Raw genomic sequence first — 26,990 nt, forward strand, 5'->3', positions numbered from 1 at the left:
CGCGTGGTGGCCGCGGCGACCGAGCGGGGGGCAACGACTGGGCAGCCACCACCAGGCATGGCCGCCTGACATCCACCACCGGGCCCCGCCGCCCGGCACCGCACCCGCCCCGAAGCCCAGCCGCCCTCGACTGCCGAAGGCTAGAGCACGAAACCCGGTCGGCCGTCGTCGGTCACCACGGGGCGGCCCACCTCGGCCCACAGCTGCATTCCGCCGTCGACGTTCACGGCGTCGATGCCCTGCTGGGCCAGGTACATCGTGACCTGGGCCGAACGGCCGCCGGAGCGGCAGATCACGTTGACCCGGCCGTCCTGGGGGGCGGCCTCGGTCAGCTCGCCGTAGCGGGCCACGAACTCACTGATGGGGATGTGCAGCGCCCCTTCGGCGTGACCCGCCTGCCACTCGTCGTCCTCACGGACATCCAGCAGGAAATCGCCGTCCTTGAGGTCCGTGACCTGGACCGTGGGCACACCAGCACCGAAATTCATGGAGCCGACGCTACCTGACGCCCCGGGGACGGAGCCGGTCACTCCTGCGTGAGCAGCTCCGCGAGCTCCGCCTCACGGGTGGAGACGTCGGCCAGGAGCTTCTCGGCGATCTCCTCCAGGAGACGGTCCGGGTCGTCCGGTGCCATCCGGAGCATCGAGCCGATCGCGCTCTCCTCCAGCTCCCGCGCCACCACCGAGAGCAGTTCCTTGCGCCGGGCGAGCCATTCGAGGCGGGCGTAGAGCTCCTCGCTGGGTGTGGGGCCCTGCTCCGGCGGCTTGGGGCCGGCGGCCCACTCCTCGGACAGCTCCCGCAGGAGGGGCTCGTCGCCGCGCGAGTAGGCCCCGTTGACCCGGGTGATGAACTCCTCGCGCCGCGCCCGCTCGGTCTCGTCCTGGGCGAGGTCCGGGTGGGCCTTGCGGGCGAGCTCGCGGTAGAGCTTGCGGGCCTCGTCACTGGGCCGCACCCGCTGCGGGGGCCGCACCGGCTGGTCGGTGAGCATCGCGGCGGCCTCCGGGAACAGTCCCTCCCCGTCCATCCAGCCGTGGAACAGCTCCTCGACGCCGGGCATCGGCAGCACCCGCTCGCGGGCCTCCTCCGCCTTGCGCAGATCCTCGGGGTCGCCGCTGCGGGCGGCCCGGATCTCCGCGATCTGCGCGTCCAGCTCGTCGAGGCGGGTGTACATGGGGCCGAGCTTCTGGTGGTGCAGGCGGGAGAAGTTCTCCACCTCGATGCGGAAGGTCTCCACCGCGATCTCGTACTCGATGAGCGCCTGCTCGGCGGCCCGCACGGCCCGCTCCAACCGCTCCGTACCTGCGGCGGCGGTGCCGTGGGGGTCAGCTTCGGGGGACGTCATCCGAACAGCGTAGCCGCGCCGACCGGCCCGGGCGTCATCGGATGTGCCCCGCGGTTGCCGGGCTCACACGCCCGTCTCCGCTGCCACCCTCCCGGCCCTGATCCCCGCCACCAGGTCCGCGTGGTCCGCCTCCGTGCGGTCGGCGTAGGTGACGGCGAACGTGGCGATCGCCTCGTCGAGTTCGTCGTTCTTGCCGCAGTAGCCGGAGAGGAGGCGGGGGTCGGCGCTGTGCGAGTGGGCGCGGGCCAGGAGGGCGCCGGTCATCCGGCCGTAGTCGTCTATCTGGTCGGCGGAGAGGGCGGCCGGGTCGACGCTGCCCTTGCGGTTGCGGAACTGGCGGACCTGGAAGGGACGGCCCTCGACGGTCGTCCAGCCCAGCAGGATGTCGCTCACTACCTGCATCCGCTTCTGGCCCAGGACCACCCGGCGCCCCTCGTGGTCGACCGACGGGGCGTCGAAGCCCGCGGTGACCAGGTGCGGCAGCAGGGCCGAGGCCCGGGCCTCCTTGACCTGGAGGACCAGCGGTTCGCCGCGGTGGTCAAGCAACAGGACGACGTAGGAGCGGCTGCCCACGCTGCCCGTGCCGACGACACGGAACGCCACGTCGTGCACCGCGTGCCGGGCCAGCAGCGGGAGGCGGTCCTCGGAGAGCGTGCTCAGGTAGTGCTCCAGGGCCGCGGCCACCGCCGCGGCCTCCTCGTCGGGCACCCGGCGCAGCACCGGCGGTGCGTCCACGAAGCGCCGGCCGCCCTCCTCGGTGAGCTCCGTCGACCTCGCCGCGAAGCGGCCGCTGGTGTTGGCCCGCGCCTTCTCCGAGACCCGATCCAGCGTGCCGACCAGGTCGTGGGCGTCGGTGTGGGAGACGAGCTCCTCGTCCGCGATCGCGTTCCACGCGTCCAGCACCGGGAGCTTGGCGAGCAGCCGCATGGTGCGCCGGTACGCGCCCACCGCCCCGTGCGCCGCCGCCCGGCAGGTGTCCTCGTCGGCGCCGATTTCCCGGCCCGCGAGGACCAGGGAGGCGGCGAGCCGCTTGAGGTCCCACTCCCAGGGGCCGTACACCGTCTCGTCGAAGTCGTTCAGGTCGATGACCAGGTCGCCGCGGGCGTCGCCGTACAGGCCGAAGTTCGCCGCGTGCGCGTCGCCGCAGATCTGGGCGCGGATCCTGGTCATCGGGGTGCCGGCGAGGTCGTACGCCATGAGGCCCGCCGAGCCGCGCAGGAAGGCGAACGGCGTGGCCGCCATCCGGCCCACCCGCAGCGGGGTCAGCTCGGGGATGCGGCCCCGGCTCGACTCCTCGACGGCCTCGACCGCGCCGGGACGGGAGATGTCGAGGTCGAGCGCCGCATGGGCACTGCGCGGGACCCTCTCCCGCAGGGCCTTGCCCTCCTTCTTGGGCGAGCCCTCGACGGGCCACTGGGCGAAGCCGCGCACCCGGGGCCGCCGGGCCCCGGCCGCAGTGCCGGACGTCTCACCGCCCGGCGCCGCGGCCGTCGTCTCCACACCGGCCTCGGTCACCGCGACCGCCTCCCCCGTGACTCGCAAGAACATCAACTCGTGCCGACCGTACAACCACCGGCCACAACGCGTCAGACCCTGTGGACAACTCCACAGCTGTGGAAAACTCCGTGGAGAAAAGGCCCTGCCCTACGGCCGCCCGTCACGCCCGCAGGTACGCCAGCACCGCCAGCACCCGCCGATGTGTCTCCTCCGCCGGCGGCAGGTCCAGCTTCGTCAGGATGCCGCCGACGTGCTTGCCGACCGCGGCCTCGGAGACCACCAGTTCCCGGGCGATCGCCCCGTTGGACTTCCCCTCGGCGATCAGCGCGAGGACCTCGCGCTCGCGCGGGGTGAGCCGCTCCAGCGGGTCACGGCGACGGCGCAGCAACTGCCGTACGACTTCGGGGTCCACGACCGTGCCGCCGTCCGCGACCTCGCACAGGGCGTCGACGAACTGCTCGACCTGGCCCACCCGGTCCTTGAGCAGATAGCCGACACCCGTGCCGTCTCCGGAGTCGAGGAGTTCGGAGGCGTACGCCCGCTGCACGTACTGGCTGAGGACCAGCACCGGCAGGCCGGGGCGCCGCCCTCGCAGGCGGACCGCCGCGTGCAGGCCCTCGTCCTGGAAGCCGGGCGGCATACGGACGTCCGTCACGACGATGTCGGGGCTGTGCTCCTCGACCGCGACCAGCAGCGCCTCGGCGTCGCCGACCGCCGCGACGACCTCGTGGCCGCACCGGCCGAGCAGGCCGATGAGCCCCTCGCGCAGCAGCACGCTGTCCTCGGCGAGCACTACCCGCAGCGATCGCGTTCCGCCGTCGCCCCGTCCGTCCCGCGGGCCTGGGCCGACTCGATGACCTCGCAAGGGAACTCCACACGCAACAGGGTCGGACCGCCCGGCGGACTGGACAGGGAGAGTGTGCCATCCAGGACCGACACCCGGTCGGCGAGTCCGGTCAGCCCGCTGCCCGCCGAGGGGTCCGCGCCGCCGCGGCCGTCGTCCCGCACCTCCAGCAGCAGTCGACCGTGGGAGTGGCCGCCGCGCACCTCGGCCCGGCTCGCCCCGCTGTGCTTGGCGACGTTGGCCAGGGCCTCGCAGACCACGAAGTAGGCGGCCGCCTCCACGGCCTGGTCCAGCCGCCCCGGCACCGACAGATCGACGTCGACCGGGACGAAGGAACGGTCCGCGGCGTCGGCGACGGCGGCGGCCAGGCCGTAGTCCGCGAGGACCTTGGGGTGGATGCCCTGAATGAGCTCACGCAGTTCGGCCAGGGCCTTGCCCGCCTCGTCGTGGGCCTTGGCGAGCTGGTCGGCGAGGGGGCCTGGCGGAGCGTCGAGACGGGCCAGGCCGATGGCCATCGTCAGGGCGACCAGGCGCTGTTGGGCGCCGTCGTGCAGATCGCGTTCGATGCGCCTGCGCTCCGCCTCGAAGGCGTCCACCAACCGCACACGCGAACGACTCAGTTCGACCACCCTGGCGTCCAGGTCGCCGTCGCGCGAGGCGAGCAGCGACCGCGTCAGCCCGGCCCGGGCACCCGCCACGACTCCCAGCGCGTACAGGCCGGCCGCCAGGAGCAGCAGCCCGAGTACGGCCACCGCGAAGGCCGTCGGCCAGGTGGTGACCGTCCACTGCTTGAGCACCTTCACCTCCCGGCCGTCCCCGACGGTGGCCATCAGCAGCGGGGCGGCGGCCACGGAGACCGGAAAGAGCACGGCGACGGTGACCGCGAGGGCGTCGACGGGCCAGAGCAGTCCGGCGAACAGCAGGGTGTACCCGAGTTCACGCCAGGTCGACTGTTCTCTCAGCCGCGTCGTCAGCCAGGCCCACAGCCCGGTGGCGGTGGGCGCCCGATGGGGATCGGGTACGGGGTCCGCGTCGACCAGGCGCAGCCGGCGCCGTTCCATCCGGGCGACCACGACACCGGACAGCGCCAGCATGACGAGCAACGGCATTCCCACGAGTACGACGGTGAGCGCCCCGCCGACCACCGCCAGCGTCACGATCCCCGCCAGTGCGACCACACCGGCCACCGCACCGCTCAGCAGATAACCGACCGAGCGCCAGGGCCACGCCGACAGCAGGAAGCCCGGCCGGGACATGGCCTGCCACACATTCCGAGGATGCATGCGGATCACCGTAGAAGCGCGGTGCGGGACCGGGCCATGGGGCAGGACGGAGAAGTGAGGGTATGGCAGGCCCTACCCCAGGTCTCGGTCCCGCCGCACTGCGCCCGAGCCCCTCCGAACGGTTTCGTTGAGCACCGAAGAGACCGGACGAGTGGGGGACCCATGACCACGCTGACCACCGACGCCATCAGCCTGCGATCCGTCACCAAGACGTATGGCAGGACACACGACCGGAGACACGACAGGACACACGGCAGGACCTTCCGTACGGCATACGGCAGGACGCGCGACACCAACGGCAGACGCGCCTCACCCGACGACACCATGGTGACCGCACTCCACGACGTCACCCTCGCCTTCCCCCGCGGCAGCTTCACCGCCGTCATGGGCCCCTCCGGCTCCGGCAAGTCGACCCTGCTGCAGTGCGCCGCGGGCCTGGACCGGCCCACCTCGGGCTCGGTGGCCCTGCGCGGTACCGAGCTCACGACGCTCAGCGAGACCAAACTGACCCTCCTGCGGCGTGAGCGCATCGGGTTCGTCTTCCAGTCCTTCAACCTGCTGCCCTCGCTCACCGCCGAGCAGAACGTCGCCCTGCCCCTCAGGCTGGCCGGCCGACGCGTCCCGAGGGCGCGGATCCGCGAGGTGCTCCAGCAGGTCGGCCTCGCCGAGCGCGCCCGGCACCGGCCGACGGAGCTGTCCGGCGGCCAGCAGCAGCGCGTCGCCCTGGCCCGTGCCCTGGTCACCCGTCCCGAGGTCCTCTTCGCCGACGAACCGACCGGCGCCCTGGACTCACAGACCGGCCGCGAGGTACTGGACCTGCTGCGGGCCATGGTCGACCGCGAGGGCCAGACGGTCGTCATGGTCACCCATGACCCGGTGGCCGCGTCCTGTGCCGACCGCGTGATCTTCCTCGTCGACGGCCGGGTCAGCGGCGAGCTCGCCGGAGCCGGCACGAACGCCATCGCCACCCACCTGGCCACGCTGGAGGTCACATCACCAGCCCGGCCCACCACCCCTCACACACTCCACCGCGCGCCCCACTCCACACCCGCCACCGCCACAGGCACCCACCCGGAAGGCCGGCCGTGCTGACCATCGCCCTCCACACCCTCCGCACCCGCTGGTCCACCTTCCTGGGCACGTTCGTCGCTCTCTCCCTCGGCGTCGCCCTGCTCGCCGTGATGGGACTGACCCTCGCCTCCTCGCTGGACGCGCCGGAGAGAAGGCCCGAGCGATTCGCCACCGCACCGGTCGTCGTCCAGGGCCAGAACACCCTGAGCGTGCCGACCGCGATCGGCGCCCATGTTTCACGTGAAACACGCAAGCTCACCCAGCCCCGCGCAGTGCCCGAGGCAACCGTGGCCACGTTGAGGAGGCTCGGCACGGTCGTCCCGGACCGCTCCTTCCCGGTACGCGCCGAGGGCGGCCCCCACGATCTCGTCGGCCACCCCTGGTCCACCGCCGCGTTCGCCCCGTACGAGATGACACAAGGCCGCGCCCCCCGCACCGCGGACGAAGTGGTCGTCACCGGTGACTGGACGCGTCCCGGCGACCGGCTGCGCACCGACCACGGCACCGTGCGAGTCGTAGGCACCGTCCGCTCCCGAGGCTTCGAGACCGCCGTCTTCCACACCGACGCCCGTGCCGCCGAGTTGTCCCCCAGGAGCACGCAACTCGTGGTGGAGGCGGATGCGCGAGACGTACGAGCAGCAGTAAAGGGCGAATCCGTCCACGTCCTCACCGGCAGCGCCCGCCGCTTCGCCGACCCCGACCCGGACCGCGACCACAAGGCGCTCACCGCGATGAACGCCCTGTTCGGCACCGCCGGCGGAGTCACCGCGTTCGTGTCCGTGTTCGTCGTGGCGTCCACCTTCGCCTTCGCGGTCGCACAGCGGCGCCGCGAGTTCGGACTGCTGCGCACCGCGGGAGCCACGCCCGGACAGATCCGCCGGACGGTGTGCGCGGAGGCACTGCTGGTCGGCGTCCTCGCCTCGGCCACCGGCTGTGTGCTCGGCTCGTACGCCGCTCCACGCCTCGCCGACCGGGTGGTCGACGTCGGCCTCGCACCCGGCTGGTTCACCATCGGCGACTCCAGGTGGCCGTACCACATGGCCTTCTGGACGGGTCTGCTCGTCGCGCTGCTCGGTGTGCTCGCCGCGTCCTGGCGGGCGGGCCGCACCGGCGCCGCCCAAGCACTGCGCGAGGCCTCCGTGGACTCCAGAGCGATGACCTGGGGCCGCCTGCTGTTCGGGACCGGCCTGTTGCTGACCGCCGCGGTGACGCTGGCCGTGGCCCTGGTCACCGATCCGGGTGAGTTGCTGCACCGCAAGACCTACGTGAGCCGTCCGACGCTGCTGATCACCGCGATCGCGCTGCTCGCGCCGCTCCTGGTGGGTCCGCTGACCCGGCTGTTCTCCTGGCTGCCGGCCCAACTGCCGGGCGCAGGAGGGATGCTGGTGCGGGAGAACGCCACCGCGGCAGTCCGCCGTACGGCAGCCGTCGCGGCGCCCGTCCTGGTCACCGTCGCCCTCACGGGCTCGCTGCTGGGCGCGACCGCCACCCTGAACGAGGCCAGGGCCACCGAGACGCGCGAGCGGGTCACGGCCGACTTCGTGGTCGTCCCCGCCGCCACCGGGACCACGGGCTCCGACACCGAGACCACGGGCTTCGACGCGCAGACACTCCGGAAGCTGCGCACGATCCCCGGCACCACAGCCTCCGCGACCTCGCCGAGCGCCGTCTTCGTCCTGGAGGACGGCGTGGCCCTCATCAGGTCCGAGGCCCGCGCCGCCGAGGCCGCGCCGCTCGCCGCGACCGCCGATCTCCCCCTGGCCGCCGGGAAGGTGAGCGACCTCGACGACGGGTCGATCATCGTCAACGAGGAGTGGCAGCGGCACACCGTGGGGCAGACCGTGGACGTGTGGCTCGGCGACGGCACCAGGAAGTCGCTGCGGATCGCCGCGGTGATGACGACCGGCACCGGTGACAACGGCGTCTACGTCACCCCGGCCAACGCCCCCGGCGCCCCTGTCGACCGCGTGGACGTCACCCTCGCCTCCGGTGCCGACCCCGCTGTCGTGGCCGGTGAACTGCGCGAGGCGGGCGGACACGTCAGCACCCGGGACGAGTGGCTGCGGGCGAGTCACCCCGGGACCGACCGGACCACCTGGTACGGCTTCCTGCTGGTCCTCGGCATCGCCCTGCTCTACACCGGGATCTCGCTGGCCAACACGATGGTCATGGCGACCTCGGACCGGGTGCGTGACCTCACCGTGCTCCGCCTCGCCGGGGCCACCCGCCGACAGGTGCTGCGGCTGGTCGGCGCCGAGGCGTTGACGGTCGTGGCGGTGGGGGGAGTGCTCGGACTCCTGGTCGCCGGGCTCAACCTGGCCGGGATGCAGAGCGCACTGAGCCTGCTCTCGGTGCACGCCCCGATACGGATCCCCTGGCCGGAGCTCGGCGCGGTCACCGGAGCCTGCGCGGTCCTCGCCGTGGCGTTCTCGGTGGCCTCTGCCGCCTGGGTGATGCGTCGCGGGGCCGTGGAACTGGCCGGTACGAGGGAGTGAGAGAGACCTCACAGCGTGAGCCGCGCCACCACCCCACCCCCCTTGGAGGGCACCAAAAAGCCCCCCAGGTCCAGGACCTGAGGGGCTTCCAGTGGTGGGTCACCGATGGAACTCGCTGGTCAGGGGCTGCACCGGGGCATCTGAAGATCGTTTCCCGCGCTGTACCCCCGCTTTTCCCGTCTGCCTGGTCAGCTGCGCACCGGGGGAAGCCCACACCAGGAGTCCGCTGCCCTCACCACGCTCGCTGTGAACCGTGCGGTGCCACACCATTGTGGAGAAGCCCGCCCCCCAGCACGGCTCTCAGGGCCTCCACGTCGCCTTTCCGAACAAGACCGGAACGCCCTCTTCAGCGGCGGACACGCCCTGAACAGCCTGACGATGCCGGCCGCAGGCCCCACGTCTGCAGGGCATAGGGCCGTCCCTTCTCCTCTCCCTCGATCAGCGGCACGTCAAGCAGGCTGAATCCCGCCTTGGTGGCCACGGCGACGCTGGCGGCGTTTTCGGCCTCCAGCTCCAGGATCACTTGTTCCACGCCCAGTTGCTCGAAGGCATATGCGGCCATCACCCGCACCGCCCGCGCGGCCAGCCCCTGGCCGCGGTACGCCGGGCCGACCGCGTAGCCGATCTCTGTGCCCTCTGGAGCACGCCGCAGCATCACCTCGCCGAGCGGCGCACAGCCGTCAACGGTGATGGCGAGCAGGATGGTCGTGCCCTCCGCCCGCATCTGCCGGTCCCGGTCCAGCCGTGCGCGAGCGGCCGCTTCGTCGAAGGGTGAGACTATCGGCGTCCAGTACGCGACGTCGGGATGGTCGAACAGATCTGGCATCGCAGCCAGGTCTGCTTCCGTCCAGTCGCGCAGGACGAGCCCCTCCCCTGTGAGCTCGATCCGATCGGGAAAGGATAACGGGGTGCCGCTCATAGTGCCGATCCTTCCTGGCCTGACAGGAACGGGCAGCATAACTGGGGGGTGCCTGTTGAGCCGGCACCGGAGCGCGGTGCCACCGGTCCGTTTCTCCGTGCCGCTCGCCGAACCCGGCGTACCCGTCTCCGAGTACCGTGCTCTCCATCTCCACGCACTCTGCCTTTCAGGCGTGGTTGAGGCGGGTCCAGAGGTTGAGGATCGTGTTGACTCTGTAGCGGTAGCGGGTGACCGTCACCGCCTGGAGGTCGAACAGTTCGATCCCGTCTGCCGAAAGCTTTTGCCACTGCTCGACGCTGACGGCGGTGAGGCCGTCCACTGAGGTCGGCCCGGGACGCCCTGCTGGTGTTCCCACCAGTGGGTTTCCCCGGACCGACTCCCGCAGCCGGCATGCCCGTCTCCGGGCACCGGGCGCTCCACAAGACCCGGTGGCATCCGAACAGTTCAGATCGTGCTCGCCCACGGAGTGGGAATCGCTGCCCCGCGGCAGCGGTAGCGGGTAGTCCGCATCCGCCCCGGGTCGAACCAGGGCGGTTGCAAGTTCCGGCCTGCCGCCCTGGTGAAACCGGGCGCCCTCCACCAGCACGACACCGGCCGCCTACGCGCCCACCTCCAGCGCGTCAGGCAGTCACCGGACCAGCTGCGTGCGCGCCTCGCAGTGGGCGGCGGAGTGCATCCGCATCTCGCTCAAGCCCGGGTAGTAGATGTGCAGGCTCACCGACGGCTCCAGCGCGTCGTTGACGACCTGATGCACGTACCCCGGCGCGAACACCCGCTGCGTGCCCGTCCCGAACACGCGCCTTCCTCTTTCCGTCCGCTCGGTCAGCATGCCCTCCAGCACGGTCAGCACACCGGAGGAGCGGCCGTGGTCGTGCGGCCCGCTGCCCTGCCCCGGCACCCAGGACAGCAGCCACACCTCGTAGCCAGGCCCGGTGCGCAGCCGGTGATACCAGCGCGCCGTGGCGTCGTACCGGACGAGATGCTCCCACTGGGAGCGATCGGCGGCGACGGAGCGGGCCAGACCGACGAATTCGGCGACGGTGGCCGGGTGCTCACGCGGGGGCGGCAGGAGGTGCGGGACTTCGATGATGTCGCCGGCAATCTGCAGATCGCTGTCGCTCACGTACGGACCACCCGGCTTTCGGAGGGCCGGAGCACGCCGAGGTCGAAAGCTGTCACGGGCTCCGGGGCCAGGGCTTCGGCCCAGAGGCCGGCGCCGGTGGCGACGGCGGGCGTGCGAGCGGTGAGCGGACCCTCGTGCCAGGTCATGAGGTGGGCGCAGCACCGGGGAAGCATCACTCCAGGCGTCTCTGTTGTGTTCATCGCTGCTCCTTTCGTTCGTGTCGGTTCACCAGGTCGGTCGGGCGACTCCCCTGGCGGTGGCCGTGATCGCGGTGTGGACCGTGTCCAGGAGCGCGGTCCGCGGTACACGCCTGCGATCCCGAACCCCTGCTGCGGGCAGTGCGGCAGTGTTGCGCGGACTGGCCCGTCCGGTACCACAGCACCGTCTGCTGCCCGGCACCCGGAAGCAGCACTCCAGACACTCTGGAACGCAGGCAGCTCTCAGATGCGCAGCCTCTTCAGCCGCATGACCGGCCGACTCCACTACTGCCTACAGCACCGCAAGCTGCTCGGCGAACACACCGCGTTCCCCACCGGACTCGCCGCCGCGGCATGACGTGTCGGCACCGTGAGGTGTCGGCACCGCCGCTTCCGTCCCCGTGGCCTGCTGCCGGTCCTCCGCGCCGCGGTCCCGGGTGTCGGCAACGGCATAGGCGAGGTCCGTGCGGGGCCGGTCGTCCCATGACACCAGGTGGGCGCAGCAGCGTGGCAACTGCAGGCCGGGGGTCTGTGTTCCGTTCATCGCTGATCCTTTCTTCAGGGAATGCGACCGCTTCACGGGGTGCGGTCGAGGGCGGGCCGGGGCGTGCACAAGGCCAGGTCCTGGAGCAGCGCCTCGTACCACAGGTCCGTGCCGTCGGGTCCGGTCAGGAAGTGCGCGGCCTTCAGGCTTCGCCACGAGAGGCGGTCGGTCTCGTCACGCCAGGCAAGAGCCGAGGACGCCGGGATCACGGCGTCCTCTGTGCCGTGGTAGAGGAAGACCGGGCACCGCAGACGGTCGTGGGTCTCGGGCTTCAGATAGCTCTCGCTCGCGTGGAGCTCCGCCCGGATGGTGGGGAGGAACAGTTCGAGAAGTTCCTCCTCGTCCGTCAGGTCCGGGCTCAGCCCACCGATCCCGGCGAGCTCACCGAGCAGTTCCGCGTCGCCCATCGAGCGCCAGTCGATCGGTGGCAGGGGGGTGGACGGCGCCCGCTGGCTCGCCGCGAACACGGCTTCCACCCGCTTCCCGGAGGCCTCCAGGCGCGCGGCCATGTCGTACGCCACGAGCGCCCCGTAGCTGATCCCGGCGAACACCAGTCGCTCGGTGCGCGCGATCTCCGCGGCCAGCGTGCGCATCGCGTACGCGCTCACCGAGGCGACGTCCGGGAGGGGCTCGTCGAAGAGCCGCCCCTCCCGGCCGGGCAGGTCGGGCAGGACCACCTCGACACCGTCCGGCAGGTCTTCCCGCCAGCTCCGATAACGCCCCAGCCCGCCGCCGGCGTGCGGGAAGCACACCAGGGTCAGGGTCCGCAGGCCAGACATATCAACACCTTCTGTCGATCGGTGGTTTCAGCGGCGCGTGGCGACGAGCGCGGCCGGGCCTATCCAGCTCAGCAGTTCGTCCAGCGCCTCGTAGAGGGCCTCGATCTCGGAGACCTCGTTGTAGAGGTACGCGGAGACGCGGAGAATCTCCCCGCCGGCCAGGTCGGCGACCAGCGGCTGTGAGCACATGTGACCGCTGCGCACCATGAAGCCGTAGGAGTCGCTCAGCATGCGGGCGACTTCGCCGGTCGGGACGCCCTGCTCCAGACGCAGGCTCACGAGCGCGATCCGGTCGGTCAGGTCCGGCGGCCCGACCAGACGCACCCCCGGGCGGGTGAGCGCCCCGCCGACCAGGGCCGCGGCGAGTTCGCGCTCGCGCAGTCGGAGCGCCGGGGCGTCCAGCGACTCCAGGTACCGGATCGCCGCGCCGGACCCGATGACGGAGGCGATGGCCGGCGTACCCGCTTCGAACTTGAAGGGCGTACGCCGGTCCACACTGCCGTCAAGATCGACCCAGTCGACCATGCCCCCGCCGACCGACAGGGGGCGCAGCCCGGCGAGGAGCCGGCTGCGGCCGAAGAGGACGCCGACCCCGGTGGGGCCGAGCATCTTGTGCATCGAGAAGGCCAGGAAGTCGACGTCGAGCTCGTGCACGTTGATGCGCTCATGGGGCAGGGACTGCGCGGCGTCGAGGACGATGACCGCGTCGGTGGCCGAACGGATCTCGGCGATCAGCTCCTCCACCGGGTGGACGACACCGGTGACGTTGGAGCAGTGCGTGAGCGCGACCACTTTCGGCCGGCCGCGCAGCAGTTCGCGGAAGTGGTCGCGGTCGATTCTGCCGTGGGCGTCGACCCGGGTCAGCGCGAGGCGGCCGGCCCGCCGCCACGGCAGTGTCTGCGAGTGGTGCGCGTCCATGCACCCCACGACGTAGGCGTCCGGTTCCAGGCCCAGTCCCTGGGCGACCAGGTTCAGGGCCTCGGTCGTGTTCCGCGTCAGGACCACCTCGTTCGCCGCGGAGCCGAGGTGAGCGGCGATCGTCACCCGGGAGGCCTCGTACGCGTCGGAGGCCTCCTCGGACAGGCGGTGCTTACCGCGGTGGATGTTCGCGCCGTTGGTCTCGTAGTACTCGGTGATCGCCTCGATGACGGGCCGCGGCTTCAGGGTCGTGGCCGCGTTGTCCAGGTAGGAGATCGTCTGCCCGTCGATCCTCCGCCGCAGGGCCGGGAAGTCGTCCCGGAGGTTGTCTCGAACGGTCATCGCGCACCTTCCGCGGATATCTGGGAGACGCAGGGCTGCAACTTGCCGCTGCGCTCGCTGGCGATGTAGTCGACGGCCTCGACGCGCACCGGATTCGGCGCCAGGGCTTCGGTCAGGCGGTGGGCGAGCGCGGCGATGCCGTCGGTCCGCGCGTCGGTGCCGGGGATGTACCGGAAGGTGCACGCTCCGGTCCGGTCCTGATCCAGCTTGTAGACCTCGATGCCGGGGGCGTCGCCGACCACGGCGTCGACGGCGCCCGGGGTGACGACACGGCCGTCCGCCAGCTGGATCATGTGGGTGGCGCGGCCCTCGATCCGCACCAGCGGCAGTTCGCTGCCGCAGCTGCAGGGGCTGCCCATGGGCGTGAAGTGGTCCCCGGTGGCGTACCGGATGCGTGGGACGAGTGCGTCGTCCTTGGTGGTGACGTACAGCTCGCCCGTCTCGCCGTCCGCGACGGGCTCGCCGTCGCGGACGAACTCCACGTGGAAGTCCCGGTCGTTGATGTGCCGCATCCCTTGGTGGCACTCGAACCCGAGGTAGCCGAGCTCGGACATGCCGATCATGTCGCCGATCGGCAGGTCCGGGCCCATGAAGTCCTCGATCTGGCGCCGCGCCACCCGTGTCATGAGGGTGTATCCGCACACCAGGTGCAGCCGGCGCGGTGAGGTGATTTTGCGGCCGAGCCGCCGCGCCCACCTCGTCAGGAACGCGAAGTGCGTCGGGTCCACCACCAGGAGATCGGGTTCGTAGAGCTCGATCTCGTCGAGGGCCTTGACGATCTGCCACTCCGGTGTGGCCAGGAGATCGTGGGCCACGGTCAGCACCAGGGTGCCGTCCGCGAGCGTCCGGTCCTCCATGGTCGAGAATCCCGTGGCGCATTCCACGTCCGAGCAGTTCGGCGGGGCGAAGCGGCAGATCCTGGGCCGGCTGCCGGGACGCCACAGCTCGTCGAAGCGGCGGTTCACGCCGAGCGCTGTCGCCTGCCTCCTCGCCAGGTCGTAGGCCAGGATGGCGCTGTTCAGCCGCTCGCCGGAGGTTCCGGAGCTCTGGAAGCGCATGACGTGCGGCGAGTTGAGGGTGTAGCCCTTGGCCAGTACACCCGCGGGAAAGTTCCGCCGGTAGTTGGACTTGGAGGTGGGCGGCAGCCGCAGGAAGTCCGCCGGGCCCCGGATGTCCTCCGGCCGCAGACCGCTGGCTTCCATGTGCTTGCGGAAGAAGACGGTGTTGTCGAACGCGTAGGCGATCTCTTCCCGCACGGCTTCGAACGTCGTCAAGTCGCTCATGCCATGGCCACCAGGACGGTGCGGGACCCGGTGTAGGGGTTCCTTCCGTGCGAGAACTGCTCGTTGTCGACGATCATGATGTCGCCGGTCTGCCAGGGCAGGGCGATCTCCTCCGCCGCGTAGGCGGCGCGAATCTGCGCCAGATCCTCCGGGTCCAGGGGCGTGCCGTCACCGTAGAGCGCGTTGCGGGGCAGTTCGTCCTCGGCGAAGCTCTCGCGCAGCTCCCGCTCGACGTGCTCGGGAAGCGAGCTGACATGGAACAGGTTCGCCTGGTTGAACCAGACCGTCTCCCCGGTCGCCCTCGCCTTGACGGTGGCCTGCACCACGTGCCGGGTGCGCAGCCGCTCGCCGCCCAGCCACTCCGCCTGGATGCCGTGCCGCTCGCAGTAGGCGTCGACCTGTGCGCGGTCCTCGGTCTGGAAGGCCTCCTGCCAGCTCAGGTCCATCCCATGGCCGAAGTTGCGCACGTACATCACGCCGTGCTGTTCGAAGCGCTCACGCGTGGCGCGCGGCAGCCGGGCGTGGACGCGGGCGCTGTCCGCGATGGGCGTCTCGCCGCCCGTGGCCGCCGGGACGACACAGGTGAGGAACAGGGTGGCCGGCCACGAGTCCGTGTACGACATCTCGTTGTGCTGGGGGATGGTCTGGTCGGCCGGGTACTCCGTCGACGTGAAGACGTTGCCGTCAACCCGCCGGCGCGGCGTGGAGCGGTTGTCGTAGTCGCGCAGCTCGCCGTCGAGCCCGGTGGCGAGTTCGGCCAGGCCCGCGGCGTCCATCGGTGCGAAGCCGCGCAGCAGGACGGCGCCGTGCTCGTCGCGCAGCCGGGCCAGGGCGTTCCCCGAGCCCGCGAGCCACTCCCGTGCGTCGAGGCCGGTGAGGGTCGGTGTGCAGGACACCGCGCGCGTTCCGTCGATCAGCGGGGCGACGCGGACCAGCGTATCGCTGCTGACCGCGACGGACCTCCGGGCCCTGGTGAAGCGCCCGTTCGTGCCGGTGCCGGTCGTCTGGGTCAACATGCCTCTGCCGCTTTCTTCTCGAGGAGCTGGTCGATGAACTCGGCGAGCTCCGACACGACGGGGAACTCGAACAGGTTGCGCAGCTTGAAACTCACCTTGAAGTCGTCCCGCAGCCTGGCGACCAGTTGGGTCGCGAGCAGCGAATGCCCGCCCACCTCGAAGAAGTCGTCGTCGGCGCCGACCTGACGCAGCAGCAGGAGCTGCGCGACGATGTCGGCGACCCGCTGCTCGGTCTCGGTCCGGGGCTCGACGTAGGCGGTGGATCCCTGGGTGTAGAAGCCCGGTTCGGGAAGCATCGAGGCGTCGACCTTCCCGGTGCTGGTCAGGGGGAAGGCGTCCAGGGCCACCAGGTGGGCGGGCAGCATGAAGTCCGGGAGGCGCTCGGCCAGGAACTCGCGGAGCCACTCCGCGCCGCCCCGGCCGCCCTCGGCGTCGATGAGGTATGCCACGAGGTGGGCGCCCGTGCTCTCACCAGCCTCCACGACCAGACTGCCGGTCACCCGGGGGTGCTGGCGCATGACCGCCTCGATCTCGCCCAGCTCCACGCGGAAGCCGCGCAGCTTGATCTGACGGTCGACCCGGCCGAGGAACTCGACGGTGCGGTCGGGAAGGAGGCGCGCCTTGTCTCCGGTGCGGTACATCCGCCCTGACGGGTCCGGGCTGAACGGGTCGGCGACGAACCGGGCGCTCTGATCCTCGGTCGGGGACAGGTAGCCGTGCGACACGGACGATCCGCCGATCCAGAGCTCGCCCGGCACACCGACCGGCAGCGGCCGGCGCCGGGAGTCCAGGACGTAGGCGCGGGCGTGCCGCATCGGGGTGCCCAGCGGGACGCTGGAGGCCAGGGCGGCCAGGTCGTGGGAGGCGGTGGCCTCCCCGCAGAGCACGCCGACGGTCGTCTCGGTCGGGCCGTAGTGGTTGAAGAGCCTGCAGTCGCCGAGGTAGTCCTTGAACAGGTTGTACCAGCCCCAGCCGAACGGCTCACCGCCCGCGACCAGGGCCTGGTGCGGCATCAGCCGCTCCGGTGCCTCGGCCACGGTGAAGACGGCCTCCAGGTGCGAGGGGGTGATCTTGAGGAGGTCGTAGCTCTCGCGGGAGAGCAGTTCGGCGAGCGCCTGCGCGTCCGCGGAGACCTCCGGCGCGACGACCAGCAGCTCGCCCCCGGTGACGAGCGGCGGGAACAGCGCGGTGTTGCCGAGGTCGGTGCCCAGGGTGCTCAGCGCGACCGAGTCGACCGGGCCGGTCAGGCGCAGCCGGTCGAGCACACCGTCGAGGTAGGCCGCCAGGTGCCCGTGCCCGACGAGGACGCCCTTCGGCGCGCCGGTGGAGCCCGAGGTGAAGATCACGTAGGCCGGATCGTCATCGGTGGTCGCCACCAAAGGGCTGTCGCTCGCGTGGTGGGCGCACACTGTGAGGTCCGCGTCCAGGAGGACGGTGTCGCAGTCCCGCGGAAGAGTCGGGGCCGTCTCCTCGGTCGCCACGGCGTGGCAGAGACCGACCGCCTCGATGACCGCGGACCGGCGCTTGGCGGGCAGGCTCGGGTCGATCGGCACATACCCGGCCCCGGCCTTGGCGATCGCCAGCATGGCGACGACGGCCAGGTCGGAGCGTTCGAGGCAGAGACCGACCAGCTCGCCGCCGCGCACCCCGCGCCCGACCAGCTCGTTGGCCAGCCGGCCTGCGGCCTCGTCGAGCTGCCGGTACGTCCAGGAGCGCGTGGCCGTCCTGAGCGCCGGGGCGTCGGGGGCGAACCGCGCGGTCCGCTCGACCTGGCGGTGCCAGTGCTCCGCGGGGCGCTCCGGCGGCTGCGCCGGGTTCGTGGCCGCGACGAGCTCCCGCGCGGCGTCCTCGTCCAGCATGGCCAGGTCGGGCACGGCGACCCCCGGATCGCCGCCCAGCGCCGCCAGGGCGGCGCGCAGACAGGCGAGCAGCGCCTCGATGCCACCCTCCGCCATGCCGAGGGCCTGGTGGCGCAGGGTGAGACGGATCTCCCCGTCCAGGACCTGCGCACAGAGCGCGACCTTGCGCGTGTCGTCGGACGGTTCGATCCACAGGTCGCGGAAGGCCGGCTCCTGTGGTGAGCCGAACTCCGTGACGTCGTGGAAGGCGAACCCCGGTATGCCTACGACGTGCTGCCCGGCCGGGTCCATGGAGCTCTCGTCCGCCTGCTCGAAGGCGTCCAGCTCCAGGTCCACCGAGCGCAGCAGATCGGTCAGCGTCGTCTCGTCGGAGACCGCGGCGAACACCGGCGCGGGAGTCTCGAACAGGCCGATCGAGGTCCGGAGCTCCGGGAACGGCCGACGGGTGAGCAGCGCGTTGACCGCCAGGCGGTCCGGCCGTCCGGCGGCGTGCCACAGGGCGACGAACCAGCCGGTCAGCAGAACGCTGCGCAGACCGCCGTCGCAGTCGTCGCCGAGGCTTCGAAGCCGCTGTGCCAGGGGCGCGGGGACAGTCCACCGCAGGTCGGCGAGAGAGGTGTCGTCGGAGAGGAGTTCGAGCGGCAGGTTCAGCGGAGGCAGCTCCGTCAGCAGGGCCGCGCGGTCGGCCGCGAGCTCCTTCTGGCGCGGGCTCGCCGACCCCTCCTCGACCTGCCACTGGGTGTAGTCGGCGTACTGGACGATGCCGTCGCGGCTCCACGGGGTGCCGTGCAGCCGCGCGGCGCAGGCCTGCCGGAGGTCCCGGAGGAAAACCTCGGCCGAGAGGGCGTCCATGCTCATCCGCGGCGCCGACACCACGAGCGACCGCCGGCCGCCGGCGTGGGTGAAGAGGGTAAGGCGCAGCGGGTCCGCGTCCTCCTCGCTGGTCCGCGCCCGCGCCTCCTCCCGCACGAGGGCGGTCAGCGCGGCCTCGTCGCCGGAACGCTCCGACACGTGGAACCGCGGACGGTCCTCGATCACCATCAGCGCGGTGCTGTTCTCGCCGAGCACCTTGCGGTAGACGGTGCGCAGGCTCTCGTGCGCCGACACCACGTCGTGCACCGCGCGCTCCAGCACCTCGCGGTCCAGCGGGGTGCCGAGGCCCACCACGGCCACCGTACGGTCGGCCCGTCCGCCCGCCACGAGCCCCAGGACATGCTCCTGCTGCTTCGACAGACGGAAGCCTTCCCAGGCCTGAGACATCAGTTCTGCTCCGGCTCGATCCACAGCTGCCCCTTCGTGAATGTGTTCCATGTGTTGACTGCGTCCGGACCGAGGTATTCGGCGGCGATCTGCCAGAAACCCGCGTACTCGGCCGGGAGGTTGAGATGGGAGTGGCTGACCTGCTGCGGCATATGCGCCAGGACGTCGCCGAGTTTCATGCGGAGGAGGTCCTCGAATTCGTCCCGGTCCAGCGGGATGTCCTCACCGGTCCGCCGGTCCTTCAGGGCCGGCTCCCCTTTCGGGCGCATGATGTTGCGGAAGCTCTTGCCGAGGGAGCCGTAGTTCATGACGGAGAAGGTGTGGATCATCTCCTCCACCCGGGGTCCGACGAACGCTCGGACTTCGACGCGTCTTTCCTCGGGAATGGATTCGACATTGTCGTTGTGCAGCCCCTCCGTTCCGTAGACGCCATGGAACAGTCCCGCGAGGCAGACGTGCTCCCCCGCCTTCATGTCCTGGAGGATGGCGCAGGCCCGGAACATGTGATCCAGGAGGGTCTCGTCCTGGTGCGCGATCTTGTGCAGGCCCAGCTGCACCAAATCGCTTCGATATCGTTCGGCGTCAAGCATTCAGCATTCCTCGGTTGTCCTGCGGTCGCCGCTGCGACCGGATGTCGTTCCATGACCGCTTTTTCCGCGCCTCTTCCTTTCCTTCCCACAGGTTTTCCAGAGTGCGGTTGACGAGGCTGAGCCTCGCGTCCGGTTCGGTGGACAGGAGTTTCACCAGTTCAGTCAGGCAGTGCGTCAGACGGCGGACGGTGGAATCGGAGAAAAGGCCGACGCGGTAGTCGATTCCGCCCTCCATTCCGCCTTCCGCGGTGGCCACGAGCGTGAGCTTGATGTCGTGCACCGACAGAAGGAATTCCGCGTCGATCTCCTCGGCACGTACGCCGGGGATGTCCCAGTCGGACAGCGGGACGTCCTCCAGCAGGAACCAGGTGCGGTACACCGGGGCCGACTCGCCCGAGCGGCGTTCCGGCCTGACGGCCTGGACGACGTGGTCGAACGGCACGTCCTGGTTCGCGTACGCCTCCAGCGCCTTCTCACGGACCTCCCTGAGCACGTCCGTGAAGGTGGGGTCGCCCGTGAACCGCGTCCGGATGGCGAGGCTGTTGACCAGAAACCCGATCGTGTTCTCCAGTTGCGGGTGGGCGCGGTGGCCGGCCGGAACGCCCACGACGATGTCCTGCTGGCGGCACCACCACTGGAGCAGCACCTTCCATGCGGCGAGGTACCCCATGAACGTGGTCGCGCGTTCGGCCGTGCAGACGTCCCTGAAGCCGGCGGCCACCACGGGGTCGACCGCGAGCGGCGCGCGGGCCCCCTCGATGACCTCGGAGTCTTCGATCGTCCCCTCGGTGGGAAGGGCCAGTACGGGCAGCGGAGCGGCCAGTTCGCGGCGCCAGAAGTCGATCTGGTGCCGGAACTCGCCCGAGCCGGCCTGCTCGGCCTCCCACAGAGCGACGTCGGCGTAACGCACACCGGGTTCCGGGAGGACGGACGCGTTCCCGCCGCGGTACAGCTCGCTGATCTCACGGACCATGACAGAGGTCGACCAGGCGTCCCAGACGATGTGGTGCACGGAGACGACCAGGACGTGCTCCCGCGGTGCGATCCGCAGCAGCCTCACCCGGAAGTGCGGTCCGCTCGCGAGGTCGAAGGGGGTGCGTGCCTCCTCGGTGATCACCCGCTCCGGAGCGAGCTTCTCCGGGTCGTCGCACACGTCGATGAGCTGGAAGTCCAGCGGCTTGCCGGTGCCGGGCATCTGGTGGGGGGCGTCCCCGGCCTCTTCGAACGACAGCGACAGGACGTCGTGCCGGTCGACGAACATCTCGAAGGCGCCGCGCAGGGCGGTGACGTCGAGCGGACCCGCGAGGCGGAACGGCTGGACCAGGTTGTACGTGGTGCTGCCCGGAACGAGCTGGTCCTGGAACCAGAGGCGGGCCTGAGCGGACGTCAGGGGAACCGGAGCCCCACCGTGGTCCGCGCGGACGGGTCCGGCCACCGGACGTGACGTGCCGCCGCCGTCCGCACAGGCGCGGGCGGAGTCGGAGTCGATCGCGGCCGCGATGCGCTCCAGCGTAGGGTTGTCGAAGATCACTCGGATGGGGATCTCGACGTCGAGGGCCTTGCGTAGCCGCACGACCGTGCGCATGGCAGTGAGCGAGTCGCCGCCGAGCTCGAAGAAGTGGTCCCGCCGACCGACCCGTTCGACCTTCAGCATGCTCACCCACACGTCCGCGACGATCTTCTCGACCACCGTGGCCGGTGCCTCGTACACCGTCGGCTCGTCCGGCTCGTCCGGCACCACGAGGGCCTTCCGGTCGACCTTGCCGTTGGCCGTGAGCGGAAGCCCGGAGATCCCGACGACGGTCTTGGGCACCATGTAGCCCGGCAGCTTCGCGCCGAGGAACTCCCGTACGTCCGACGGGACCTGCCGGCCCTCCTCGGGCACGACGAATGCGATCAGCCGCTTGGCTCCCTGGGGGCGGCCGTGGACGACGGCCACCGCGCCGCGCACGGCGGGATGCTGGAGCAGCGCCAACTCGATCTCGCCCAGCTCGATGCGGTACCCCTGGAGCTTGACCTGGAAGTCCTCGCGGCCGAGGAACTCGATCTCGCCGCTGGGCAGGAACCGTCCCAGATCGCCCGTACGGTACAGGCGTTCGCCCGTCACGGGGTGGCGCACGAAACTCGCGGCGGTCCTCGCCTCGTCGCGCAGATAGCCCTCCGCCAGGCCGGCGCCGCCGATGTAGAGCTGCCCCGGAACACCGGTCGGCCGCGGCCCGAACGCCTCGTCGAGGACGTGGAGGGTTTGGTTGCGCATCGGGCGGCCGTACGGGATCGACGGCCAGTCCGCCGGCACCTCGCCCACAGGGTGGAGGATGGACCAGATGGACGCCTCCGTGGCACCGCCGAGGCTCACGATCTCCGGCGTTCCCAGGACCCGTCGGATGCGCTCCGGCAAGGTGACGGGGAACCAGTCACCGCTGAGCATCACCAGCCGCAGCGCGTCGCTCTGCGCACCGCCCACGGTCATGTGCTCGACCAGCAGCTCCATCAGCGCCGGTACGGAGTTCCACACGGTGACCCCGGCCCGTTCGGCCAGGTCGAGCCAGACCGCCGGGTCACGGTGCGAGGCCGGGTCGGGGACGACGACGGCGCCGCCGACGGCCAGGGGACCGAAGATGTCGTAGACCGACAGGTCGAAACTCAGCGACGACAGGGCCAGGGTCCGGTCGTCCTCCCCGACGCCGAAGCGGTCGTTCACGTCGACGACCGTGTTGAGGGCGCCACGGTGGCTGATCATCACGCCCTTGGGCACACCGGTCGAGCCCGAGGTGAAGATCACGTAGGCGAGGTCGCCGGCCTCCGTGGCCGGCCGGACGGCGGGCGGCGCGCCCGGGTCGGAGGGCAGCGTGTCCACGGGGAACACCGTGCCGTCCGGCCCCAGCGGCCCGGTCAGCCGCCCGGCGATCCACGACTGGGTCAGCACGGCCCGGACCTGCCCCTGGGCGAGCAGGAAGCGGATCCGCTCCTCGGGCAGCTCCGCGTCCACCGGCAGGTACGCCGCGCCCGAGGCCAGGATGCCGAGCACCGCGGCGCTCTGTTCCCAGCCCTTCTCCATGACCACGGCGACCAGGTCGTTCGGCCGGATGTCCAGCGCGGTGAGCCGGGCGGCGATCACCCGGGCGCGGCCGGCGAGTTCGCCGTAGCTCATCGTCCGGGTCTGTGTGATCACGGCCGGACGGTCCGGAGCGCGCTCGGCCATGGCGAAGAACGGCTCGTGGAGCAGGCCCGACGGCAGGTGGCCCGCCGTCCGGTTGTAGTCATCCCGCGCCGCCGCGACCGCGGCCGGCAGCAGCGACGGCAGGGGCAGGTTCCACCGTGCCTCGTCGTCGGCCAGCCACCGCAGCAGGTCCAGGGTGGCGGCGTGGATCGAGGCGACCAGCCCGTCGGGGAAGAGCTCGTCGACCGCGTCGATGTCCAGGGCCAGGGAGCCCTCCGACTCGAAGACCTGGGCGTCGATCCACACCTGCGGTGTCTGGGAGATGCTGAACACCTCCCGGCCGAGGCCGGTGTCCTGGCCGTGGTCGAGGAAGAGACTGGTGAACACCGCCGGCATCGCCGCGTCCGGGCGCACCTTCTTGATCTCGCGCAGGACACGGACACCACTGAACAGGCGGTAGTCGATGTCGGTCAGCAGCTGATCCCGCACCGCCCGCGCCCGCTCACCGAACGAGCCGGTGCCGGCCGCGTCGACCTCCAACAGCGTCACCGAGGTGAAGTCGCCGACGACGGCGTCCACGCCCGGGTGCAGCGGAAGCCGGTTGGCCATGGGCAGGTTGAGCGTGAACCTGCGGTGCGTGGCCCAGGTCGCCATCGCCTCGCTGTAGGCAGCGATGGTGAGCGCGGTGGGGGTGATGCCGCGGCGGGCCGCGACCGCCTTGAGCCGGCTCCAGCGCTCCTCGTCCAGCGTTCCGCTCACCCGGCTGAAGCGGGGCGTGTCGATGGTGCGCGGCTCACGGGCCAGCGGCAGCTCGGGGGCGGGGGCGAATTCCGGCACCCGCTCGCACCAGTACGCCTGCGCACGGCGGTACAGGTCGGTCTCCTCCAGACTCTGCTCGGCCAGGACGTAGTCCCGGAAGGAGAGCTGGACCTCGGGCAGGTCGAGGTCCGGGTCCCGGTACAGGTCGGCGAGTTCGCGGAGCAGGAGGTTCGAGCTACGGGCGTCGGTGATCAGACCGTCGATGCTGTAGTGCAGGCGGGTGCGGTCACCGTCCAGGAGGGTGGCGCGCAGCTCGAACAGCGGCCAGCTCTCGGGCGCGAACACCTGGTGGGACATGGCGTCGCGGGTGGCCTCCAGGATCTCGCGCGCCTCGTCGTCCGGTCGCCCCCGCACGTCCTGGGCGGCGATGACGTAGTCGGGTACATCGGTGAGGATCTGCTGCTCACCCCCGGGCAGCACGATCGCGCGGAGCATGCCGTGCCGCCGGACGAGCCGCCGGAACGCGTGCTCGAGCCGGGGCAGGTCGAGGCCGGTGACCTCGAACTCCTCGTAGCCGTGCATGCCGACGTTGCCGATGTCGAAGACCCCGGTGCGGCCGATCCAGTAGGCCTGCTGCACATCGGTCAGCGGGAAGGGCTCCGCCGTGGCGGCCGGGTCGGCCACGGCGACCGGCAGTGCCGCGGGGGCGCCGTCCCCGGACTCGTCGCGGGCGGCGACCAGCGCACGCGCCAGGCCGCGGATCGTCGGCGACTCGATGAAGGTGCGCAGCGGGATGTCGACGCCGAAGAGGGCCCGTACCCGGGAGACGAGCTGGGTGGCGAGCAGCGAGTGCCCGCCCAGCTCGAAGAAGCCGTCCTCCGGGCCGATGGCGCGGGCGCCGAGGAGGTCGGCGAAGACCGCGGCGACCTCCCGCTCGGTCGGGTCCTGGTAGCCGGGTGCGGCGGTCTGTGCCGGCTCCCGTGTCGTGGGCTCCTCCGCCACGCTCTGGTCGGTCCGGCCGCCGCAGCGGCAGCCGCCGGTGGCGTCGGCGGACGGCGGGTCGATCCAGCACCGCTCGCGTTCGAAGGGGTAGGCCGGCAGAACCGTGCGGTGCGGCCGGACCCCGCCGGCCAGCACCTCCCAGTCCACCGCGACGCCCTCGCACCAGAGTTCGCCGACGGCCGACAGCAGTTCCGGCGGCCCGTCGGTCCCGGCCCCGGCGGGCAGGCACGCGACCGCGGCGGAGCCGGCGGCCCGGGCCAGCCGGGTCAGCACCTGACCGGGACCGACCTCCAGGAGCACCGCCCCGGTGTCGCGGACGGCGCTCAGGGCGTCGTCGAAGCGGACCGTGGCGCGGATCTGCCGTGCCCAGTACGCCGGGCTCGTGGCCTCCTCGTCGGTGATCCAGTCGCCCGTCACGTCGGAGACGAACGGAATGCGCGGAGGCGAGAGCCTCACGCGGGCGGCCTCTTCCTCGAACGCGGCCGCCGCGCCGTCCATGAGGCGCGAGTGGAAGGCATGGGAGGTGCGCAGCCGCTTGGAGACGATGCCGCGCCCGGCGAGCCGCGCCTCGAAGGCCGTGATCGCGTCGGCCGGGCCGGAGACCACACACTCGCGTGGTCCGTTGACGGCGGCGAGGTCCACACCGTCGAGCAGCGCCACCACCTCGCTCTCCGGCAGCGGGACGGCCGTCATCGCGCCGGATGGCGCGGACTGCATCAGCCGGCCGCGCACGGCGATCAGACGCAGCGCGTCCTCCAAGGACATCACTCCGGCGACACAGGCGGCCACCAGTTCGCCGAGGCTGTGCCCGACCATCGCGACGGGGCGCACGCCCCAGGACTCCCAGAGCCGGGCGAGCGCGTACTCCAGGACGAAGAGCGCCGGCTGCGCGACCGAGGTCCGGTCGACCGTCGCTCCATCGTCGTCGGGCACCGGGCCGTCGAGACCGAGGACCGGCCGGACGTCGATGGCGCCGTCGGTCAGCGACCGCAGCAGGGCCGCGGCCCGGTCGGCCTCCGCACGGAACACCGGCTCCTGTGCGTAGGCCGCCCGGCCCATGCCCGCACGCTGGGTGCCCTGTCCGGGGAAGCCGAAGACCACCTCGCGGTCCTGGGACGGGCCGGCCGCACCGTGCCGCGCCGGGACGCCGGAGGCCAGCGCCTCGACGGCCTCGTCGACGCCGCCGGCGACGACGAACCCGCGGTGCGCGAGCCTGCGGCGGCCTCGCTGCAGGGTGTACGCGACCTCGTCGACGCGCTCGTGCGGGTTGGCCCGCAGGTGACCGGCGAGCCGGTCGACGGCCGTCGCCAGCGCGGTGGGAGTCGCGGCGGAGACCGGCAGGACGTGCCGGGTACGGCCTGTGCCGGCGGGCGTGCGCGCGGGGGCCTCTTCGAGGACGACGTGGGCGTTGGTGCCGCCGATGCCGAACGAGCTGACGCCCGCCCGCAGTCGCTCGCCCTCCCACGGCACCAGGGCCGTGTTGACGTGGAACGGGCTGTCGTCCAGTCCGAGTCGCGGGTTCGGCTCGGTGAAGTGCAGGGACGGCGGAATCTTCCTGGCCCGGAGCGAGAGGACCACCTTGATGAGGCCGACCGCACCGGCCGCCGTGTCCAGGTGTCCGATGTTCGTCTTCACCGAGCCGAGGGCGCAGGGGCCGGTGGAGTCCGTGCCGAAGACGCTCTTGAGCGCGGCCACCTCCACGGGGTCGCCCAGCGGGGTGCCGGTGCCATGGGTCTCTATGTACGAGACCGTGGACGGGTCGACGTCGGCGACGGCGAGCGCCTCCGCGATCACGTCCGCCTGACCCTCGACGCTGGGTGCGGTGAAGCCGACCTTGCGCGCGCCGTCGTTGTTGACGGCGGACCCCCGGATCACCGCGTGGATCACATCGCCGTCGGCGAGGGCGTCGTCGAGCCGCTTGAGCGCGACGACGGCGGCGCCGCTGCCGGCCACGGTGCCGTCCGCGGCGGCGTCGAACGCGCGGCAGTGGCCGTCGGACGACCTGATGCCGCCCTTCTCGTGCAGCTGTCCCCGCCGCTGCGGGATCACAGTGGCACCGCCGGCCAGCGCCACGTCGCACTCGCCGTTGTTCAGGGACTGGCACGCCATGTGCACGGCGACGAGGGACGTCGAGCACCCCGTCTGGACGCTGACGCTCGGCCCCCGCAGGTCCAGCTTGAAGGAGACTCGCGTCGGCACGAAGTCCTTGTCGTTGCCGAGGGCCGTCTGGAACTCACCCACTCGTGCGACCAGGTCACCGTTGGGCAGCAGGTTGCGGTGCAGGTAGGCGCTCTCGCCGACGCCCGCGTAGACGCCGGTGACCTTGTCCGTGGCGCCCGGGGCACTGCCGGCGTGCTCCAGGGCCTCCCAGGCGCACTCCAGCAGCAGCCGGTGCTGCGGGTCGAGCATCTCGGCCTCGCGCCGGGAGAAGCCGAAGAAGGCCGCGTCGAAGCCCTCCATGTCGCTGAGCACACCGAGCCGGCGCACGTAGTCCGGCCGGGCGGCCTCGTCCGGCGCGACGCCCGCGGCGAGGAGTTCCCCGTCGGTGAACGTGGTGACCGACTCGATGCCGTCGCTCAGGTTCCGCCAGAAGGCGTCCAGGGTGTCCGCGCCGGGACATCGCAGGGCCATGCCCACGACGGCGACCGCTCCGGCGGGCGTTCCGCCGTCGTCCGGGATGTCGTTCGTCATTCCTGTCTCCAAGATG

At 71.5% G+C, this 26,990-nt stretch carries 19 protein-coding genes; 2 read left to right on the forward strand and 17 right to left on the reverse strand.

The genetic code is table 11. From position 1 onward, the window contains the following. Window positions 1–140: 140 nt before the first annotated feature. The 5 genes from ACFVYN_RS17180 to ACFVYN_RS17200 form a co-directional block, all read right to left on the reverse strand. Window positions 141–470, reverse strand: a complete 330-nt coding sequence (locus tag ACFVYN_RS17180; RefSeq protein WP_389998829.1) for a rhodanese-like domain-containing protein — start codon at window positions 468–470, stop codon at window positions 141–143. A 56-nt stretch (window positions 471–526) separates the two neighbouring features. Further along, complete coding sequence (locus ACFVYN_RS17185) at window positions 527–1,342, reverse strand: hypothetical protein (protein WP_389998763.1); 816 nt, start codon at window positions 1,340–1,342, stop codon at window positions 527–529. Window positions 1,343–1,405: 63 nt separating this feature from the next. Continuing rightward, entirely contained in the window at window positions 1,406–2,890 is a 1,485-nt protein-coding gene (locus ACFVYN_RS17190) for a DUF2252 domain-containing protein (protein WP_389998765.1), read from the reverse strand. 109 nt (window positions 2,891–2,999) lie between these two features. Continuing rightward, window positions 3,000–3,632, reverse strand: a complete 633-nt coding sequence (locus ACFVYN_RS17195) for a response regulator (RefSeq protein ID WP_389998768.1) — start codon at window positions 3,630–3,632, stop codon at window positions 3,000–3,002. Then, window positions 3,632–4,939, reverse strand: coding sequence for a sensor histidine kinase (locus ACFVYN_RS17200; RefSeq protein WP_389998832.1), 1,308 nt, complete (start codon window positions 4,937–4,939; stop codon window positions 3,632–3,634). Before ACFVYN_RS17200 ends, ACFVYN_RS17195 begins: the two co-directional genes overlap by 1 nt. Before the next feature lie 351 nt (window positions 4,940–5,290). Between ACFVYN_RS17200 and ACFVYN_RS17205 the strand changes: the two genes are divergently transcribed. Continuing rightward, complete coding sequence (locus ACFVYN_RS17205) at window positions 5,291–6,058, forward strand: ABC transporter ATP-binding protein (RefSeq protein ID WP_389998835.1); 768 nt, start codon at window positions 5,291–5,293, stop codon at window positions 6,056–6,058. Further along, on the forward strand, window positions 6,052–8,532 hold the full coding sequence (locus tag ACFVYN_RS17210; RefSeq protein WP_389998771.1) for an ABC transporter permease: 2,481 nt from the start codon (window positions 6,052–6,054) through the stop codon (window positions 8,530–8,532). The genes ACFVYN_RS17205 and ACFVYN_RS17210 overlap by 7 nt, the downstream gene beginning before the upstream one ends. Before the next feature lie 346 nt (window positions 8,533–8,878). Here the strand turns inward: ACFVYN_RS17210 and ACFVYN_RS17215 are convergent, their stop codons facing one another. The 12 genes from ACFVYN_RS17215 to ACFVYN_RS17270 all read right to left on the reverse strand — a co-directional run bounded on the left by ACFVYN_RS17215 (window position 8,879) and on the right by ACFVYN_RS17270 (window position 26,974). After that, entirely contained in the window at window positions 8,879–9,451 is a 573-nt protein-coding gene (locus tag ACFVYN_RS17215) for a GNAT family N-acetyltransferase (RefSeq protein WP_389998774.1), read from the reverse strand. 166 nt (window positions 9,452–9,617) lie between these two features. Beyond that, the gene (locus ACFVYN_RS17220) at window positions 9,618–9,806 is read right to left on the reverse strand and encodes a hypothetical protein (RefSeq protein WP_389998777.1); all 189 of its coding nucleotides are present in this window, start codon (window positions 9,804–9,806) and stop codon (window positions 9,618–9,620) included. Between the two features lie 273 nt (window positions 9,807–10,079). Then, window positions 10,080–10,574: a cysteine dioxygenase gene (locus tag ACFVYN_RS17225; protein ID WP_389998780.1), complete on the reverse strand. Its 495-nt coding sequence runs from the start codon at window positions 10,572–10,574 to the stop codon at window positions 10,080–10,082. Then, the gene (locus tag ACFVYN_RS17230) at window positions 10,571–10,774 is read right to left on the reverse strand and encodes a hypothetical protein (protein WP_389998782.1); all 204 of its coding nucleotides are present in this window, start codon (window positions 10,772–10,774) and stop codon (window positions 10,571–10,573) included. The genes ACFVYN_RS17225 and ACFVYN_RS17230 overlap by 4 nt, the downstream gene beginning before the upstream one ends. 289 nt (window positions 10,775–11,063) lie before the next feature. After that, the gene (locus tag ACFVYN_RS17235) at window positions 11,064–11,315 is read right to left on the reverse strand and encodes a hypothetical protein (RefSeq protein ID WP_389998785.1); all 252 of its coding nucleotides are present in this window, start codon (window positions 11,313–11,315) and stop codon (window positions 11,064–11,066) included. A gap of 32 nt (window positions 11,316–11,347) precedes the next feature. After that, window positions 11,348–12,094, reverse strand: a complete 747-nt coding sequence (locus ACFVYN_RS17240; RefSeq protein WP_389998788.1) for a thioesterase II family protein — start codon at window positions 12,092–12,094, stop codon at window positions 11,348–11,350. Window positions 12,095–12,121: 27 nt separating this feature from the next. Further along, window positions 12,122–13,354, reverse strand: coding sequence for an aminotransferase class V-fold PLP-dependent enzyme (locus tag ACFVYN_RS17245; RefSeq protein ID WP_389998791.1), 1,233 nt, complete (start codon window positions 13,352–13,354; stop codon window positions 12,122–12,124). Next, a complete protein-coding gene (locus tag ACFVYN_RS17250) occupies window positions 13,351–14,637 on the reverse strand; it encodes a phenylacetate--CoA ligase family protein (RefSeq protein WP_389998794.1) in 1,287 nt (428 codons plus the stop codon). The genes ACFVYN_RS17245 and ACFVYN_RS17250 overlap by 4 nt, the downstream gene beginning before the upstream one ends. Next, complete coding sequence (locus ACFVYN_RS17255; RefSeq protein WP_389998797.1) at window positions 14,634–15,653, reverse strand: TauD/TfdA family dioxygenase; 1,020 nt, start codon at window positions 15,651–15,653, stop codon at window positions 14,634–14,636. The genes ACFVYN_RS17250 and ACFVYN_RS17255 overlap by 4 nt, the downstream gene beginning before the upstream one ends. Continuing rightward, window positions 15,647–18,772: an amino acid adenylation domain-containing protein gene (locus ACFVYN_RS17260; protein ID WP_389998800.1), complete on the reverse strand. Its 3,126-nt coding sequence runs from the start codon at window positions 18,770–18,772 to the stop codon at window positions 15,647–15,649. Before ACFVYN_RS17260 ends, ACFVYN_RS17255 begins: the two co-directional genes overlap by 7 nt. Then, window positions 18,772–19,329 (reverse strand): DUF6817 domain-containing protein, encoded by a 558-nt coding sequence (locus ACFVYN_RS17265; RefSeq protein ID WP_389998838.1) that lies wholly within the window; start codon window positions 19,327–19,329, stop codon window positions 18,772–18,774. The genes ACFVYN_RS17260 and ACFVYN_RS17265 overlap by 1 nt, the downstream gene beginning before the upstream one ends. 25 nt (window positions 19,330–19,354) lie before the next feature. Further along, complete coding sequence (locus ACFVYN_RS17270; RefSeq protein WP_389998802.1) at window positions 19,355–26,974, reverse strand: amino acid adenylation domain-containing protein; 7,620 nt, start codon at window positions 26,972–26,974, stop codon at window positions 19,355–19,357. Window positions 26,975–26,990: the final 16 nt, after the last annotated feature.

The organism is Streptomyces sp. NPDC058307, assembly GCF_042880295.1.
Classification (GTDB): Bacteria; Actinomycetota; Actinomycetes; order Streptomycetales; family Streptomycetaceae; genus Streptomyces.

Excerpts from the sequence above, each read along its gene's own strand:
- ACFVYN_RS17185 (WP_389998763.1), bottom strand. The coding sequence starts at position 1,342 with ATGACGTCCCCCGAAGCTGACCCCCACGGCACCGCCGCCGCAGGTACG.
- ACFVYN_RS17190 (WP_389998765.1), bottom strand. The coding sequence starts at position 2,890 with ATGTTCTTGCGAGTCACGGGGGAGGCGGTCGCGGTGACCGAGGCCGGT.
- ACFVYN_RS17200 (WP_389998832.1), bottom strand. The coding sequence starts at position 4,939 with ATGTCCCGGCCGGGCTTCCTGCTGTCGGCGTGGCCCTGGCGCTCGGTC.
- ACFVYN_RS17205 (WP_389998835.1), top strand. The coding sequence starts at position 5,291 with ATGGTGACCGCACTCCACGACGTCACCCTCGCCTTCCCCCGCGGCAGC.
- ACFVYN_RS17215 (WP_389998774.1), bottom strand. The coding sequence starts at position 9,451 with ATGAGCGGCACCCCGTTATCCTTTCCCGATCGGATCGAGCTCACAGGG.
- ACFVYN_RS17230 (WP_389998782.1), bottom strand. The coding sequence starts at position 10,774 with ATGAACACAACAGAGACGCCTGGAGTGATGCTTCCCCGGTGCTGCGCC.
- ACFVYN_RS17235 (WP_389998785.1), bottom strand. The coding sequence starts at position 11,315 with ATGAACGGAACACAGACCCCCGGCCTGCAGTTGCCACGCTGCTGCGCC.
- ACFVYN_RS17240 (WP_389998788.1), bottom strand. The coding sequence starts at position 12,094 with ATGTCTGGCCTGCGGACCCTGACCCTGGTGTGCTTCCCGCACGCCGGC.
- ACFVYN_RS17245 (WP_389998791.1), bottom strand. The coding sequence starts at position 13,354 with ATGACCGTTCGAGACAACCTCCGGGACGACTTCCCGGCCCTGCGGCGG.
- ACFVYN_RS17250 (WP_389998794.1), bottom strand. The coding sequence starts at position 14,637 with ATGAGCGACTTGACGACGTTCGAAGCCGTGCGGGAAGAGATCGCCTAC.
- ACFVYN_RS17255 (WP_389998797.1), bottom strand. The coding sequence starts at position 15,653 with ATGTTGACCCAGACGACCGGCACCGGCACGAACGGGCGCTTCACCAGG.
- ACFVYN_RS17260 (WP_389998800.1), bottom strand. The coding sequence starts at position 18,772 with ATGTCTCAGGCCTGGGAAGGCTTCCGTCTGTCGAAGCAGCAGGAGCAT.
- ACFVYN_RS17270 (WP_389998802.1), bottom strand. The coding sequence starts at position 26,974 with ATGACGAACGACATCCCGGACGACGGCGGAACGCCCGCCGGAGCGGTC.